This window comes from Streptomyces sp. NPDC048734 (genome assembly GCF_043198675.1).
Lineage (GTDB): Bacteria > Actinomycetota > Actinomycetes > Streptomycetales > Streptomycetaceae > Streptomyces.
Genome location: NZ_JBICUZ010000004.1, coordinates 62,519 through 77,676, shown reverse-complemented (window position 1 = coordinate 77,676; position 15,158 = coordinate 62,519). Strand labels below are relative to the sequence as shown.

At 73.1% G+C, this 15,158-nt stretch carries 15 protein-coding genes; 12 read left to right on the top strand and 3 right to left on the bottom strand.

Annotation, left to right across the window (positions count from 1 at the left end; translation table 11 throughout):
• Window positions 1-139 precede the first annotated feature (139 nt).
• From ACGFQC_RS12760 to ACGFQC_RS12740, 5 genes are all read left to right on the top strand, one after another.
• Window positions 140-2,587, top strand: a complete 2,448-nt coding sequence (locus ACGFQC_RS12760; protein WP_363088039.1) for a SpoIIE family protein phosphatase — start codon at window positions 140-142, stop codon at window positions 2,585-2,587.
• Window positions 2,584-2,988 carry a DUF6479 family protein gene (locus ACGFQC_RS12755; protein ID WP_393288148.1) on the top strand — a complete coding sequence of 135 codons (405 nt, stop codon included), beginning with the start codon at window positions 2,584-2,586 and terminating at the stop codon, window positions 2,986-2,988. The genes ACGFQC_RS12760 and ACGFQC_RS12755 overlap by 4 nt, the downstream gene beginning before the upstream one ends.
• A gap of 77 nt (window positions 2,989-3,065) precedes the next feature.
• The gene (locus ACGFQC_RS12750; RefSeq protein WP_363088041.1) at window positions 3,066-3,251 is read left to right on the top strand and encodes a hypothetical protein; all 186 of its coding nucleotides are present in this window, start codon (window positions 3,066-3,068) and stop codon (window positions 3,249-3,251) included.
• 38 nt (window positions 3,252-3,289) lie between these two features.
• A complete protein-coding gene (locus ACGFQC_RS12745; RefSeq protein WP_363088042.1) occupies window positions 3,290-3,790 on the top strand; it encodes a metallophosphoesterase in 501 nt (166 codons plus the stop codon).
• 166 nt (window positions 3,791-3,956) lie between these two features.
• Window positions 3,957-5,828 (top strand): cellulase family glycosylhydrolase, encoded by a 1,872-nt coding sequence (locus ACGFQC_RS12740; RefSeq protein WP_363088043.1) that lies wholly within the window; start codon window positions 3,957-3,959, stop codon window positions 5,826-5,828.
• Window positions 5,829-5,885: 57 nt separating this feature from the next.
• Here ACGFQC_RS12740 and ACGFQC_RS12735 read toward each other — a convergent pair whose 3' ends face one another.
• Window positions 5,886-7,151, bottom strand: a complete 1,266-nt coding sequence (locus ACGFQC_RS12735) for a YncE family protein (protein ID WP_363088044.1) — start codon at window positions 7,149-7,151, stop codon at window positions 5,886-5,888.
• Window positions 7,152-7,322: 171 nt separating this feature from the next.
• On the opposite strand from ACGFQC_RS12735, the gene ACGFQC_RS12730 reads away from it, so the two are divergent.
• Window positions 7,323-8,012, top strand: coding sequence for a TetR/AcrR family transcriptional regulator (locus ACGFQC_RS12730; protein WP_363088045.1), 690 nt, complete (start codon window positions 7,323-7,325; stop codon window positions 8,010-8,012).
• 83 nt (window positions 8,013-8,095) lie between these two features.
• On the opposite strand, the gene ACGFQC_RS12725 is transcribed toward ACGFQC_RS12730, so the two are convergent.
• Window positions 8,096-8,461 carry a nuclear transport factor 2 family protein gene (locus ACGFQC_RS12725; RefSeq protein ID WP_363088046.1) on the bottom strand — a complete coding sequence of 122 codons (366 nt, stop codon included), beginning with the start codon at window positions 8,459-8,461 and terminating at the stop codon, window positions 8,096-8,098.
• 170 nt (window positions 8,462-8,631) lie between these two features.
• On the opposite strand from ACGFQC_RS12725, the gene ACGFQC_RS12720 reads away from it, so the two are divergent.
• Window positions 8,632-8,931, top strand: coding sequence for a hypothetical protein (locus ACGFQC_RS12720; protein ID WP_363088047.1), 300 nt, complete (start codon window positions 8,632-8,634; stop codon window positions 8,929-8,931).
• A gap of 66 nt (window positions 8,932-8,997) precedes the next feature.
• Here the strand turns inward: ACGFQC_RS12720 and ACGFQC_RS12715 are convergent, their stop codons facing one another.
• Window positions 8,998-10,752 (bottom strand): ABC transporter ATP-binding protein, encoded by a 1,755-nt coding sequence (locus ACGFQC_RS12715; RefSeq protein WP_363088048.1) that lies wholly within the window; start codon window positions 10,750-10,752, stop codon window positions 8,998-9,000.
• Window positions 10,753-10,923: 171 nt separating this feature from the next.
• Here ACGFQC_RS12715 and ACGFQC_RS12710 point away from each other — a divergent pair, with 171 nt between their 5' ends.
• The 5 genes from ACGFQC_RS12710 (at window position 10,924) to ACGFQC_RS12690 (ending at window position 15,057) form a co-directional block, all read left to right on the top strand.
• The gene (locus ACGFQC_RS12710) at window positions 10,924-12,012 is read left to right on the top strand and encodes an S-(hydroxymethyl)mycothiol dehydrogenase (protein ID WP_363088049.1); all 1,089 of its coding nucleotides are present in this window, start codon (window positions 10,924-10,926) and stop codon (window positions 12,010-12,012) included.
• On the top strand, window positions 12,012-12,641 hold the full coding sequence (locus tag ACGFQC_RS12705; RefSeq protein ID WP_363088050.1) for an MBL fold metallo-hydrolase: 630 nt from the start codon (window positions 12,012-12,014) through the stop codon (window positions 12,639-12,641). Before ACGFQC_RS12710 ends, ACGFQC_RS12705 begins: the two co-directional genes overlap by 1 nt.
• A gap of 134 nt (window positions 12,642-12,775) precedes the next feature.
• A complete protein-coding gene (locus tag ACGFQC_RS12700; RefSeq protein ID WP_363088051.1) occupies window positions 12,776-13,690 on the top strand; it encodes an SDR family oxidoreductase in 915 nt (304 codons plus the stop codon).
• A gap of 359 nt (window positions 13,691-14,049) precedes the next feature.
• Window positions 14,050-14,745 (top strand): L,D-transpeptidase, encoded by a 696-nt coding sequence (locus tag ACGFQC_RS12695; RefSeq protein ID WP_363090079.1) that lies wholly within the window; start codon window positions 14,050-14,052, stop codon window positions 14,743-14,745.
• Between the two features lie 129 nt (window positions 14,746-14,874).
• Entirely contained in the window at window positions 14,875-15,057 is a 183-nt protein-coding gene (locus ACGFQC_RS12690) for a hypothetical protein (RefSeq protein WP_363090064.1), read from the top strand.
• The last annotated feature ends 101 nt before the right edge of the window (window positions 15,058-15,158 follow it).

Genomic DNA, 15,158 nt, shown 5'->3' with positions numbered 1-15,158 from the left:
GGAGGGGGAGGAGGGGACGGGGCGGCCGGGCCGCGCACGCGTCCGCAGGCCTCCCGGGCTCCCCGCCCCGTGCCACGGCGACCTCTCCGCGTCGTCGCAAGGGCTGCGCGAACGTCGCATAAGCGCTGTAATTACGGTCGTGGTCAGTCAGGGTGCTGCGGAGCGCAAGGCGAGAGCCCTGCGTGTCGAAGATGCCCTGAGGACGGTCACGGCCCACCCCGCCTCACCGGAACGGATGCGGCGCGTTCTCGAACAGGCCCTGGTCTTCTCGAGCGCGAGCCTGGCCGCCGTCTACACGCCCGGCGGCAACGGCGACCTGCTCTGTCTGATCGAGTCGGCCGGCGCCCCCAGGACCCTGTACGGGCTGCGGGAGAGCTACCCCCTCGACGGACGGTCCCCGGTCGCCGACGCCCACCGCACCGGGGTTCCCCTGTGGCTGGGCCCCGAGCAGCTCGCCGACTGCCCGGACTCGCGCCGGATGCCCGCCGGGGACGTCCACCTCGCCGCCCTGCCCGTGCGCGGCGGCGACGGCGGCTGCCTGATCGCCGTCAGTGAGCATCCCCGCGGCTTCGACACCGGCGACCGCGCCTGTCTGGAACTCGTCGCCGAGGCCGTCTCCCTGCCCGCCCCCGGCGAGCCCGACGAGGTCGAGGAGCTGCGCGCCAACTCCTTCAGCCTCGCCATGGACACTGGCCGGGTCGAGGTCGGCGACGAGATCCTGGACCTGTTCGGCCTGCGCCGGCACGACTTCGACGGCCGGGTCGAGACGCTGCTCGGCCACACCGTCCCGGACGACCTGCCCGCGCTGATGTCCGTGGTCGAGGCCGACCACATGTCCATCGGCGAACGTGAGCTGGAGTTCCGGGTGCTGCGGGCCGACGGCGGCCCGCCCCGCTGGCTGAGGCTGCGCGGCCGTCTCCTGCCCGGCGGCGAGGGGCACCCGGCCCGGCTCGCAGGGACCGTCGCCGACGTCTCCACCGTGCGCTCCGGCGTCACCGACGTGGCCCGCGTGCAGCGCCTGGCCGCCGCCCTCGCCACCGCGGGCACGGTCCGTGACGTCAGCCAGGCCGTCGTGTCCGCGCTGCGGCTCCCGCTGCGGGCCGACCGGATCGCGCTGGCCGAGCTGGAGAACGACCGGCTCGTCGTGACCGTCCTGGACCCGCCCGAACCCGAGTCCTGGCCCGCACTGTGGCGGCTGGAGTGGCGCACCGAGTGGCCGGACGCGCCCGTGCGCACCATGCCCACCCTCGCCGCCGCCCTCCGTGAGGGGCGGGCCCGGATCTGGCCCGCCGGCACCACCCTGGAGCCGGCCCTCGCCGATGTCGGCCCCGGCGGCCTCGCCGTCCTGCCGCTGTCCGCCGGGGGCCGCATGGCCGGCGCCTGCCTGATCGGCTGGGACACCCCGCACGACTTCGGGCCCGACGAACGCGCCCTGCTCACCGCCTCCGCCGGACTCGTCGGCCAGGCCCTGATGCGCGCCCACGCCTTCGACGCCGAGCACGAACTCGTCGGCATGCTCCAGCGCCAGCTGCTGCCCCGCCGGCTGCCGAAACTCCCCGGCGCGGTCGCCGTCGCCCGCTACCTGCCGGCCACCGCCGGCCTGGAGGTCGGCGGCGACTGGTACGACGTGATCCCGCTGCCCGACAACCACGTCGCCCTCGTGATCGGCGACGTCCAGGGGCACAGCACCGGTGCCGCCACCCTCATGGGCCAGATGCGCACCGCCCTGCGCGCCTACGCGGCCGAGGGACACCCGCCGGACGTGGTGGTCTCGCACGCCAACCGGCTCCTGATGGAGCTGGAGACGGACCTCTTCGCCACCTGCTGCTACGTCGAGGTCGACCTGGAGGCCGGCACCGCCTGGTGCGTCCGCGCCGGGCACCCGCCGCCCGTGCTGCGTCACCCGGACGGCGCAACGGAGATCGCCGAGTCCGACGGCGGCCCCCCGCTCGGCGTCGTCACCCAGGCGGACTTCCCGATGACCCCGCTGCGGCTGGTGCCCGGCACCGTGATCGCCCTGACCACGGACGGGCTCGTGGAGTCCGCCGCCATGGACATCGACACCGGCATGGACCGCCTCGCGCACGAACTGTCCGTGTCCGACCCCGCCCACCTGGGCCTCGTCGCCGACGCCCTGCTCGGCAACGCCCACCGCGACGACGACGTCGCCCTGCTCCTGATGCGCTACGACGGCATGGCCGTGCAGCCGCTGCGCGAGGGCTGGACGGTGTGGCGGGTTCCCGAGGCCGCCCGGCACGCCCGCCGCTTCACCCGGCGCGGCCTGCGCGCCTGGGGCGTGCCGGCGGACGCCATGGACGCGGCCCTGCTGGTCGTCTCCGAACTCGTCACCAACGCCCTCGTGCACACCGACGGCCCGGTCCGCCTCGACCTCATGCTCGTCGGCCACCGGCTGCGCATCTCCGTCACCGACGCCTCGCCCCGCACGCCCGTCAAGCCGACCAGTCTGGGCTGGGAGGCCACCGGAGGCCGCGGCATCCTGCTCGTGGAAGCCGTGTCCGACACCTGGGGAACGCTGCCGGTCAGCGGCGGCAAGCAGGTGTGGAGCGAGCTGCAGATGGAGGGATGAGCGGGAGACACGAGCCGGAGGAGTCCGGGCGGCGCTCCGGGTGTTCCCGAGCGCACGCAGGGTACCCGGCGTCCATGAACACCCTTGCCACCGCCGTGCTGGCGGCCTCCGGAAAGTCCGCTCTGGCCACCGTCGCCTTCGTCGTCGTGGGCGTCGCGCTCGTCGGCGGTCTGATCTGGGCCTTCCGGCTCGGCGCCAGGATCCGCAGCCGCGAGCCCGCCCCGCCGCGTCCCGAGGAACAGCCCCGGATGCCCGCGTCGGGCCCGGTGCGCGAGAGCCACGGGACGCGCGAGCCCAACGAGATGCCGCGGTCGCAGAACGGCGAGCGCCTCACCCCGCACGAGCTGCGGCCCACCGGCAGCCGCGAGGGCGACGACCGGAGCCGCCCCCGCTGGAACTGACCCGGGGTCCGGCGGCTCCTTCGGCAGCGGCGCCTCTGGTGCCCGCCGACCATGACGCAGAAAGGCGATGACCGAACGTGACGACCTCACCCCTGGCCGACCGACCCACCGGCCGCGGGCCCGAGACGGGCTGGGCCAGGACCCTCCGGCTGCGCGGCGCCAGGACCGCGCCGCGCACCTGCGTGCCGGCCGTGGAACCCCCCGGCGCCGCGCCCGCGGCGCGCGGCGGCCCGGAGGGCAACATCGTCAGGGGTGAGGACTGAGCGGATCCCGCGGGGACCCGCCGCCGTACGCTGGGACCGTGCGCCTGCTGCTGACGTCCGACACCCACCTCCCCAAGCGCGCCAAGGTGCTTCCCGCCCCGCTGCTGGACGCGCTCGGGGAGGCGGACGTCGTCGTGCACGCCGGGGACTGGGTCGACACGGCCACCCTGGACCTGCTGGAGCGCCGCAGCCGCCGGCTGATCGGCGTGTACGGCAACAACGACGGTCCCGAACTGCGCGCCCGCCTCCCCGGGACCGCGTACGCCGACCTCGGCGGGCTGCGCCTCGCGGTGGTCCACGAGACCGGCCCGGCGCGGGGCCGGGAGGCCCGCTGCGCCGCACGCTTCCCCGACGTCGACGTCCTGGTCTTCGGGCACAGCCACATCCCGTGGGACACCACCGCCCCCGGCGGGCCGCGGCTGCTCAACCCGGGCTCCCCGACCGACCGGCGGCGCCAACCGCACTGCACCTACCTGACGGCCGCCGTGGACGCGGGGCGGCTGACGGACGTCGTGCTGCACCGGCTGCCGCCGCGCTGACGCGAGCGGCCGCCGCGCGGGGCGCGCGTCGCACACCACACCCTCGCACCGGAACGACGGCACGGCAGCGCCGTCCCCGCCGTGCGAACAGCGGTGGCGTGCCGTCAGCTTACTCATGGGTCAGAAGCTATTGACGGTGTCCGGGAAGGGCCGGATTGTAGTGTACATGCCTAATATTCGGGCACGTCTGCTCGCTGTTCTGGTCGTCCTCTGCGGACTCTGCGGATTCCTGACGGTGGCGGGCACCCCGGCCGCCACCGCCGCCCCCCTCCCCGACTCCCTCCCGTTCGACGGCACCGCGCTCACCGTGTCCGGCGGCCGCTTCGTGGACGGCACCGGCCGCGAGGTCGTGCTGCGCGGCTACAACGTCTCCGGCGAGACCAAGCTCGCCGAGAACGGGGGCCTGCCCTTCGCCTCCGTCGCCGACGCGAAGAAGTCGGCGACCGCCCTGCGCGCCCTCGGCGGCGGCAACTCCGTGCGCTTCCTGCTCTCCTGGGCCTACGCCGAGCCGGTGCGCGGCCAGGTCGACACCGCCTACCTGGCCGCGGCCACCGACCAGCTGCGCGCCTTCCTCGACGCGGGAATCCGCGTCTACCCCGACTTCCACCAGGACCTCTACTCCCGCCACCTCTTCGACCCCGACAGCTGGTACACGGGCGACGGCGCCCCCCGGTGGGCGGTGGAACTCGGCGACTATCCCGACGAGTCCTGCGGGATCTGCCTGTTCTGGGGTCAGAACATTACCCAGAACGGCGCGGTGAAGGCCGCCCAGCACGACTTCTGGCACAACGCCCACGGCCTCCAGGACGCCTTCCTCGCCACCGCCCAGCAGACCATGACGTACGTCCGGGAGCACCTGAGTGCCGAGGAGTTCGCCGGCGTCATCGGCTTCGACCCCTACAACGAGCCCTACGCCGGCACCTACGACTCCGGCCAGAGCAGCCGCACCTGGGAACGCGACCTGCTGTGGCCCTTCTACGAGAGGTTCCGGGACCGGATGGACGCGGCCGGCTGGCAGGACAAGCCCGCCCTCGTCGAACCGAACATGTTCTGGAACGCCAACATCGCCTCCCAGAAACAGGAGGGCGGCCTCCTCGACGCGGGCACCCTGGGCTCCCGTTACGTCTTCAACACCCACTTCTACGACCAGAAGGCCATCTCCGCGATCCTGATGTGGGGCAAGGCCGCCGACGGCCAGTACGCCACCGACTTCGCCGCCGTCCGCGACCGGGCGGCGGCGGCCGGGACGACCGCCGTGGTCAGCGAGTTCGGCCATCCCCTCGCCGGCACGGTCTCCGACAAGGCGCCGACCGTCCTCAAGGCCATGTACCAGGCCCTCGACTCGCGGGTGAAGGGCGCCGCCTGGTGGGCGAACCCGGCCGCCTCCGGACCGGTCCTCTCCGGCAACCAGTGGCAGTGGGACATCTACCACGGCCGCCACCACGAGCTGATGAACGGCAACCCCGACAAGGTGCTCACCGCCGGCGACGCCTGGAACGACGAGGACCTCTCCGCCGTACGCCTCGACGACGGCGGCAGGGCGACGCTCCGTCAGGACGCGCGGCTGCTCGACCGGATCTACCCGAGCGCCACCTCCGGCACGACCCTGGCCTTCACCTACGAGGACCGCTCCCGCGACGGCTCGACCACCCTCACCTGGAATCCGGTGCCGAGTTCGCTGCCCGGCGTGGCGCAGCTCGTGGGCTCCGGGCAGTACGGGCTGCTCGTGTGGCGCTCCGGCGGCGGCCCGGCGCCGACCGAGCTGCACCTGCCCGCCTCGTTCCCGGCCGCGTCGACGACCGTGGTCTCCGACCTCGGCACCGCCCACGCCCCGCCGGCGTACACCCCCACCGGCCCGGTCGGCGTCGCCGCCGAGCCGGGCGGCACCGGAAGCCGGCGACTGCTGCTCACCGACACCGACTCGGGCACCGTGCACTACGCCCTGGTGACCAACGGCGCCACCGCCCCGGCCCCGGCCCTGCTGGCCGCGGCCCGCGGTGAGCTGGCCGCGTGGGCGGCCCAGCGGTTCGGCGGATGACGGACCCGTCCGTGCGCCGGGCCCCTCCGGCCCCGGCGCACGGACGGGCGGCCCGGCTCAGCCCGCCGGGGACGTCCAGTCGGCCGGGACGTGGCCGAGCCGCACCCGCTGCGGGTGGTCGCCCACCGGCACCGAGACGACCTTGCGGCCGGTGGCGAAGTCGATCGCCGTGACCTGGTCGGCCCCGCTCTCGGAGACGACGCAGTCCTTGCCGTCGCCGCCGACCGTCGCCCAGTACGGCTTGGAGACGGGGACCAGCGGGCCCTCCTGGAGGGTGGCGCGGTCGACGACGGTCGCGTAGTCGTCCATCGTGCCCGCCACGCACAGCTTGCTGCCGTCCGGCCGCATCGTCAGCCCGTGGTGCCGGGAGTCGTTGACGAACGTGGTGCGGTCGTCGTTCGTGGCGGGGTTCTCCGGCAGCGTCCTGGTCCGGGTGATCCGGTCCGTGGCGACGTCGTACTCGAAGAACCCGTTGAAGAACGAGACCTGGAAGTACAGCTTGGACTCGTCGGGGGAGAAGGCGGCCGGACGCACGGCGTCGGAATGGTCCGACAGGCCGATCGCGTCCAGCCGCTGCCGCATGTCGATCGTCTTCACCGGCCGGTACGTCGTCGCGTCGACGACGGTGACGCGCCGGTCGCCCTTGGTCCAGTCCAGCCACGGCGCGTCGAGGGCGGTGGTCACGTCGCCGATCGACATGGTCCAGATGTGCTTGCCGTCCTTGGTGAAGACGTTCTCGTGCGGCTTGTCGCCCGTGGCGTACGAGCCGAGCTGCCTCCCGGTGTCGATGTCGAGCACGTGGACGGTGTTCGACGTCGACGCGGAGACCGCGACCCGCTTGCCGTCGGGGGAGACGGCCATGTGGTCGGCCCGGTAACCCGACACCGGGAAGCGCCAGTTGACGGCTCCCGTCGCCACGTCGATCGAGACGACGTCGGCGAAGCTGGGCCGGGAGACCACCACGGAGGCGCCGTCCGGCGTGGAGTACATGTCGTCGACGAACTGGTCGTGCCCCTCGCCGACGCTGTTGCGGATCGTCATGAAGGCGATCCACCGGATCGGGTCGGCGTTGATCTCCGCCATCCGCTGGTCCTTGTCGGGAATGACGTTGATCCGGCCGATCCTCGCGTAGTCCCCGGTGGACTTGATGACGTCCGCGGTGCCGTCCCAGTTGTTGGCGACCAGCAGCACCTGGCGCAGCGCGGCGGCATCTGCGGCGTCGGTGGCGGGGGTCGCGGCGGTGGCGGCGGTGGTGGGGGCGGTGACGGTCAGGACGAGGGCGGCGGCTACGGAGCAAAGGTGCCTGGTTCTGAAGGCAGCCATGGCTGCTCTCTCCTCTGGGGTGGGGGCACGTGCGGGCAGCTGTGCAGGGAGGTCCCGAATCTGAACACGCAAGCGTTCAAAGTTGACTTACTGGAAAGTAAGGAAGGGGTGCCCTTCGCCACAAGCCACGTGCACGACAAAATCGGGAGACAGGACGACGAGGGGGGAACCGTGGCGGGCAGGCTGAGGGCGCCGACCGGCCGCTACGCCGGCAGGTCCGCCGCGGAGCGACAGGCCGAGCGGCGGCGCAGGTTCCTGGACGCGGCACTGCGGCTGTTCGGCGGCACCCCCGGTTACCGGAACACCACGGTCGCGGCGCTCAGCGAGGCGGCCGGCCTGTCGACGCGGCAGTTCTACGAGGAGTTCCGCACCCTCGAGGACGTCCTGGCCGCACTGCACCTCCAGGTCAACGACCGGTCCGAGGAAGCGGTCGTCGCCGCCTTCGCCGTCGCCCGGCACCTGCCGCTCGCGGAGCGGGTCGCCGCGTTCTTCCGCGCCTACGCCGACAGCGTCACCGCCGACCCGCGCCGCATCCGCATCACCTTCGTCGAGATCGTCGGCGTCAGTCCCCGCATGGAGGAACAGCGCCTCGCGCGGCGCGCCCGCTGGGTCGAGCTCATCTGCGCCGAGGCCGACGCCGCCGCCGGCCGGGGCGAGGCCGCCCCCCGCGACTACCGCCTCGCCGCGACGGCCTTCATCGGCAGCGTCAACGGCCTCCTGCACGACTGGAGCGCGGGCTGGGTGGACGCCACCCTCGACGAGGTCGTGGACGAACTGGTGCGGCAGCTGCTGGGCATCCTGCGGCCCGCGGAACGGAGCCCGCAACGGAGCCCGGAAGGGAGCCCGCAACGGAGCCCTTGACGGCCGGTCCGCACTGTCGCACCGGCCGCCGGGCCGACCTCCTCACCCCGCCCCTCGTCTCGTCCGCCGCCGGTCGCCCCTTCCTACTCGTCCCACGCCTGGATCATCGTCTGCCCGACGATCTTGCCGTCGCGCAGGGTGATCATCGACTCGGACAGGACGCGGACACCGTCCGCGTACTCGCAGGACTCGCTGAAGGCGGCGCGGTCGCCCTGCACCACGCAGTCCTCCAGCCGGTGCGTCATGTCCCGGCTGTACACGTCCTGGAGCATCTCGGCGATCTCGTCGCGGCCGTGCAGGACCGTCGGGCGGCTGGGCTGGCTGTTGCGGTCCACGACGCGGATCTCCGCGTCGTCCGCGTAGAGCGACAGCAGCGTCGCGGGAGTCCGTCCCTCCACGCCCCTGCGCAGGGTCTCGGAGTCGAAGGCGGAACCTGTCGCGGTGCCCATGGTGACCTCCTTCGAGGACCACGGACCGCGGGGGACGGCCCGGCGGGCCCTCACCCTTCGAGACTCCTCCGCCGCACCGCGCTCGGCAAGCGCAGACCCCCGTTGCGTCCGTCGGGTGAGCGCCGCCCCGCACCCGTGTCCGCGGAGCCGTCCCGCGCGTTGCGGTAGGCATGATCTCCACTCGTCGCATCGTCGCCGTCGCCGCTCTCGCCGCCGGGGTCACCGGCCTCGCCGCACCCCTGGCGAGCGCCGCCGAAGCCCCGGCCGTGGGCAGGCTGAACCCGCTCAGCGCACTGGACTCGCTCGCCGAGGCGCAGGTTCCCGCCGAGCGGCGGGGCGAACTGCCCCCGGTCTCGGGCCAACTGGGCGAGCTGAACAAGGTGAAGGGGCTCCGGCAGCTCAACGAGCTCCAGCAGATCACCGGCCTCGTCGCCCCCGTCACCGGCCTGGTGCCGGCCGTCCGGACCTGACCCGCGGCCGCGGGATCGCGCAGGCCCGGTGGGGCCGCCCGGAGCACGGGCGGCCCCACCGGCGCGTCAGCCCGCCGTCGCCAGGAACTGCGTCGCCGCCAGCTCGGCGTAGAGCGGGTCGGCGGCCACCAGCTCACGGTGGGTGCCCACCGCCCGCACCCGCCCGGCCTCCATGACCACGATCCGGTCGGCCGACGTCACCGTCGACAGCCGGTGGGCCACCACGAGGACGGTGGTCGTGCGGGCCACGTCGGCGACGGTGTCGCGCAGGGCCGCCTCGTTCACCGCGTCCAGCTGGGAGGTCGCCTCGTCCAGCAGCAGCAGCCGTGGGTTGCGCAGCAGGGCACGGGCGATCGCCACCCGCTGGCGCTCACCGCCGGACAGCTTGGTCCCGCGGTGCCCGACCAGCGTGTCGAGCCCGTCCGGCAGACCGCCGACCAGCGTGTCCAGGCGGGTCGTCTTCAGCACCCGCCGCACGGTGTCGTCGTCGGCCTCCGCGTTCCCCAGCACCAGGTTGTCGCGCAGGGTCCCCGACAGCACCGGGGCGTCCTGCTCGACGTAGCCGATGGCGGCGCGCAGCCGGCTCAGCTCCCAGTCCGGCAGCGGGCGGCCGTCGAAGGCGATCGTCCCCGAGTCGGGGTCGTAGAACCGCTCGATCAGCGAGAACACCGTCGTCTTGCCGGCGCCGGACGGGCCGACGAACGCGGTCATGCCGCGCGCCGGCACGTCGAACGTCACCCCGTGGTGGACGTACGGCAGATCGTCGGCGTACCGGAAGCGGACGTCGGTGAAGGCCAGCGAGGCCGGTTCCGCCGTCGGCGCGGGCAGGGACGCGGGGCGGGACGCCGGTTCGGCGGGCAGCAGCAGGGTCTCCTGGATGCGGCCGAGTGCCGCCGAGCCCGCCTGGTACTGCACGACGGCGCCGATGACCTGCTGGATCGGCGACATCAGGTAGAAGACGTACAGCAGGAACGCCACCAGCGTCGCGATGTCGATCGCGCCCGTGGCGACCCGCGCCCCGCCGACCGCCAGCACCGTGATGAACGCGCTCTGCATCGCCAGACCGGCCGTGTTGCCCGCGGCCGCCGACCACTTGGCGGCCGACACGCTCTGCCGCCACGAGTCCTGCGCCGCCGCGTGCAGCGCCTTCTCCTCGCGGTCCTCGGCACCCGCCGCCTTCACCGTGCGCAACGCGCCCAGCACCCGCTCCAGCGAGGCGCCCATCACCCCGACCGCGTCCTGCGCCCGGCGGCTGGCCCGGTTGATGCGCGGCACGATCACCCCGATGACCGTCCCGGCGACCAGGATCACCGCGAGGGTGATCCCGAGCAGCACCGGGTCCACCACCCCCATCAGCACCACCGTCCCGACGAGCGTGAGCCCGCCGGTGCCGAGGCCGACCAGCGAGTCGGTGGTGACCTCCCGCAGCAGGGTCGTGTCCGAGGTCATGCGGGCCATCAGGTCACCGGGCTCGCTGCGGTCCACCGCCGCGATCCGCAGCCGCAGCAGGTACGACGACAGCGACCGCCGCGCGCTCAGCACCACCGACTCGGCCGTGCGCCGCAGCACGTACGAACCCAGCGCGCCCACCGCCGCGTTGGCGACCACCAGCACCGACAGCAGCACCAACGCGCCGGTGATCGCCCGGTCGTGGGACAGGTCCTCGATCAACCCCTTCGCCACCAGCGGCAGCAGCAGTCCGGTCGCACCGGTGACCAGCGAGAGCAGCGCCCCCGCCAGCAGCGTCCAGCGGTGCGGTCTCACGTAGTGGAGCAGCAGCCGCCACGGGGACTGGACGGCGGCCGTCTCTGCGATGCTCACGGGGCTCCTCGATGCCGGGCGGTCTGCGGCGTTCAGGCTACGTCGCCGTCCGCCGGGACCGGCGGCGGGACGGCCTTCCCTCCCGTGACCTGGCTCGTCGTGCGTGCGTACCGATCAGTCACGCGTAGGGTCGGAGGCGGACGGTCGGCCGCCGACGAAAGGAACAGCACCATGGCGCAGGAAGTGCGCGCAGTGATCGCACCGGGCAAGGACGAAGCGGTGCGGGTGGAGACGATTCTCGTGCCGGACCCCGGACCCGGGGAAGCCGTGGTCCAGATCCAGGCCTGCGGGGTGTGCCACACCGACCTGCACTACAAGCAGGGCGGCATCAACGACGACTTCCCCTTCCTGCTGGGCCACGAGGCGGCCGGCGTCGTGGAGTCGGTCGGCGAGGGCGTCACCGACGTGGCCCCCGGCGACTTCGTGATCCTGAACTGGCGGGCCGTGTGCGGCCAGTGCCGGGCCTGTCTGCGCGGTCGCCCCTGGTACTGCTTCGACACCCACAACGCGAAGCAGAGGATGACCCTCGCCTCGACGGGGCAGGAGCTGTCCCCGGCGCTGGGCATCGGCGCCTTCGCGGAGAAGACGCTGGTCGCCGCCGGTCAGTGCACCAAGGTCGACCCGTCCGTGTCGCCGGCGGTGGCCGGACTGCTGGGCTGCGGCGTGATGGCCGGCATCGGCGCCGCGATCAACACCGGCAACGTCGGCCGCGGCGACACCGTCGCCGTCATCGGCTGCGGCGGGGTCGGCGACGCGGCGATCGCCGGGGCGAACCTGGCGGGCGCGGCGAAGATCATCGCCGTCGACATCGACGACCGCAAGCTCGCCACCGCCCGCACGATGGGCGCCACCCACACCGTCAACTCCAAGGAGACGGACCCGGTCGAGGCGATCCGCGAGCTGACCGGCGGCTTCGGCGCCGACGTGGTGATCGAGGCGGTCGGCCGCCCGGAGACCTACCGGCAGGCCTTCTACGCCCGCGACCTGGCCGGCACCGTCGTCCTGGTGGGCGTGCCCACCCCGGAGATGAAACTCGAACTGCCGCTGCTGGACGTCTTCGGACGCGGCGGCGCGCTGAAGTCGTCCTGGTACGGCGACTGCCTGCCCTCCCGCGACTTCCCCATGCTGATCGACCTGCACCTGCAAGGCCGCCTGGACCTCGGCGCGTTCGTCACCGAGACCATCGGACTCGACGAGGTGGAGCAGGCCTTCGAGCGGATGCACCACGGTGACGTGCTGCGCTCGGTGGTGGTGCTGTGATGGCCACCCGCATCGAACGCGTCGTCACCTCCGGCCGGTTCAGCCTCGACGGCGGCACCTGGGACGTCGACAACAACGTCTGGATCGTCGGCGACGACCACGAGGCCGTCGTCGTCGACGCCGCCCACGACGCCGACGCCGTGCTCGCCGCGCTCGGCGACCGCCGGCTGACCGCCATCGTGTGCACCCACGCCCACAACGACCACATCGACGCCGCGCCCGCCCTCGCCGACGCGACCGGCGCCACCGTGTGGCTGCACCCAGACGACCTCCCGCTGTGGAGGATGACCCACCCCGACCGCGAGCCCGACGCCCACCTGGTGGACGGCCAGGTCATCGAGGTCGCCGGTGCCGACCTCACCGTGCTGCACACGCCCGGCCACGCGCCCGGCGCGGTCTGCCTGTACGAGCCGGGGCTCGGCGTCCTGTTCACCGGCGACACCCTCTTCCAGGGCGGCCCCGGCGCCACCGGCCGCTCCTACTCCCACTTCCCGACCATCATCGACTCCATCCGCGACCGCCTCCTGACCCTCCCGCCCGAGACGAAGGTCCTCACCGGCCACGGCGACCCGACCACCATCGGCGCGGAGGCCCCCCACCTCCAGGAGTGGATCGCACGGGGCCACTGACCGGCCCGCCCGGTGCCCGCTCTCGGCCGACCGGGCGACCCCGCCGTAAAAGGCGACAGAAGATGTCCGGCTTCCACGTGATCGTCGATGACGTCGATGACGTCATCGACGGAGACACCCACAGGAGGTCACACATGTCCGGACCGCTGGAAGGCAGGGTCGCCCTGGTCGCCGGGGCGACCCGGGGAGCGGGGCGGGGCATCGCCGTGGAACTGGGGGCGGCCGGCGCCACCGTCTACGTCACCGGTCGCTCCACCCGCGCCCGCCGCTCCGAGTACGACCGCCCCGAGACGATCGAGGACTCCGCCGACCTGGTCACCGAGGCGGGCGGCCACGGCATCGCCGTACCCACCGACCACCTCGAACCCGCCCAGGTCCGCGCGCTCGTCGACCGGATCGCCGCCGAGCAGGACCGCCTCGACCTCCTCGTCAACGACATCTGGGGCGGCGAGAACCTCTTCGCCTGGGACACCCCCGTCTGGGAGCACGACCTCGACGACGGCCTGCGGCTGTTGCGGCTCGCCGTCGAGACCCACGCGATCACCAGCCACCACGCCCTGCCGCTCCTGCTGCGCCGGCCGGGTGGTCTGGTCGTCGAGGTCACCGACGGCACCGCCGAGTACAACCGCGACACCTACCGCGTGAACTTCTTCTACGACCTGGCCAAGGCCTCCGTCCTGCGGATGGCCTTCGCCCTCGCCCACGAACTCGGCCCGCGCGGCGCCACCGCCCTCGCGCTCACCCCCGGCTGGATGCGCTCCGAGATCATGCTCGACCAGTTCGGGGTGCGCGAGGACAACTGGCGCGACGCCCTCGAGACGGTGCCGCACTTCGCCATCTCCGAGACGCCCCGCTACGTCGGCCGCGCCGTCGCCGCCCTCGCCGCCGACCCCGACGTCGCCCGCCGCAACGGGCAGTCGCTGTCCAGTGGCTCACTCGCCCCCGAGTACGGCTTCACCGACCTCGACGGCAGCCGCCCCGACGCCTGGCGCTACCTCGTCGAGGTCCAGGACGCGGGCAGGCCGGCGGACACGACGGGCTACCGGTGAGCCGGTCCGGCGGGTGATCCGGTCCGGGGGGGCGGGGGGGGGCGGGGGCCCCCCGGGGGGCCCCGGGGGGTGAAACCTTTTTGACACAGACCGACCCCCCACAAAACCAAACCCCCCCCCCCGGGGTTGTGGGGGGTGTCGGCCGGGCCGCGGGCCGCCCGGCGCACCGGGGGGGCACCGGGGGGGCGGGGCGGGGGGGGTGGCGGGCCGCGGGGGGGGGCCCGGCCGGGCCCCGGCCGGCCGGACCGGGGAAGTTCACCGTTTCGTCACAGTACGATCCGCCCTACAACCGAAACGCCGCCGAACGGGTCTAGTGGGTGGAGTCGCCGGAATCGGGCCAGGGAGAGGCAGTGGCAGTCATGGGGGACATACGCAGACGAGGTGCCGTCGCACTCGGGGTCACGGGGCTGATCGCGCCGCTGACGCTCGCGCTGGGCGCGGCGCCCGCACAGGCCGCGAGCTGCACCACGCAGGCCGGGCCGTACCAGAAGCAGGTCGAGAAGTTCCTCGGCCGGCCGGTCGACGGGAAGCAGTCGTCGGCCGACTGCAAGGCCATCCAGGCCTTCCAGAACAAGCACGGCATCACGCCGAACATCGGCTACGCGGGACCCGTCACCTGGGGCGTGATGGATCTCATGAACAAGCAGAAGGCGGTGGGCACCAAGCCCAACAAGGCGGGCAAGTGCCCGACCAACAAGGGCCGCATCGCCTGCGTGAACCTCACCCTCCAGATCAGCTGGATCCAGGACGGCAGCCGCCTCGTCTACGGGCCGGTCCCGGTCCGCACCGGACGCGACGGCTACGAGACCCGTACCGGCCTGAAGAAGGTCTACTGGCGCAACATCGACCACGTGTCGAGCATCTACAACGTGCCCATGCCGTACAGCCAGTTCTTCGACGGGGGCCAGGCCTTCCACTCGGTCGGCGTCAGCATGTGGAACCCGCCCGGTTCGCACGGCTGCGTCAACATGACGAAGACGGCCGCGAAGAAGTACTGGTCCCTGCTCAAGACCGGCGACGACGTCTTCGTGTACGGCCGCAAGCCGGGCACCTGACCGGCACTCGGCCGACGGCGGACGAGCGGACACGACAGAACGGACGTGATCAGTGACACGTCCGTTCTGTCCGTTTAATCCGTGTATTACTCACGTCGCCTTCACCCCGGGCGCCGTAAGATTCACACCATGTCCACCACTGTTGAACACCTCACCGAGCGCTCGGCGCGATCGGCCGCGGAGGTCAACGAGGAGATCAGGGCCCTGTGGCTCCGGTCGGGCGGGACACTGACGGGCGAGCAGCGCGAGGAGTACCGGCGGCTCGTCCTGGAGTGGGCCGCCGTGGCCCCGCAATCGGGCGAGGCGGCCTGACAGCCGTCCGGCCGCAGGACCTTCCCTCTCGCAGCTCCGCCTCCGCGACTCCGTCCGGGCACCCCTCGCGGGTGCCCTTCTCGTTGTCCGGTGACGCCGCA

What these genes read in the sequence shown, in the direction of transcription:
- ACGFQC_RS12755 (WP_393288148.1), top strand. Translation starts at nt 2,584, where the DNA reads ATGAGCGGGAGACACGAGCCGGAGGAGTCCGGGCGGCGCTCCGGGTGT.
- ACGFQC_RS12740 (WP_363088043.1), top strand. Translation starts at nt 3,957, where the DNA reads ATGCCTAATATTCGGGCACGTCTGCTCGCTGTTCTGGTCGTCCTCTGC.
- ACGFQC_RS12735 (WP_363088044.1), bottom strand. Translation starts at nt 7,151, where the DNA reads ATGGCTGCCTTCAGAACCAGGCACCTTTGCTCCGTAGCCGCCGCCCTC.
- ACGFQC_RS12725 (WP_363088046.1), bottom strand. Translation starts at nt 8,461, where the DNA reads ATGGGCACCGCGACAGGTTCCGCCTTCGACTCCGAGACCCTGCGCAGG.
- ACGFQC_RS12720 (WP_363088047.1), top strand. Translation starts at nt 8,632, where the DNA reads ATGATCTCCACTCGTCGCATCGTCGCCGTCGCCGCTCTCGCCGCCGGG.
- ACGFQC_RS12710 (WP_363088049.1), top strand. Translation starts at nt 10,924, where the DNA reads ATGGCGCAGGAAGTGCGCGCAGTGATCGCACCGGGCAAGGACGAAGCG.
- ACGFQC_RS12705 (WP_363088050.1), top strand. Translation starts at nt 12,012, where the DNA reads ATGGCCACCCGCATCGAACGCGTCGTCACCTCCGGCCGGTTCAGCCTC.
- ACGFQC_RS12700 (WP_363088051.1), top strand. Translation starts at nt 12,776, where the DNA reads ATGTCCGGACCGCTGGAAGGCAGGGTCGCCCTGGTCGCCGGGGCGACC.
- ACGFQC_RS12695 (WP_363090079.1), top strand. Translation starts at nt 14,050, where the DNA reads ATGGGGGACATACGCAGACGAGGTGCCGTCGCACTCGGGGTCACGGGG.
- ACGFQC_RS12690 (WP_363090064.1), top strand. Translation starts at nt 14,875, where the DNA reads ATGTCCACCACTGTTGAACACCTCACCGAGCGCTCGGCGCGATCGGCC.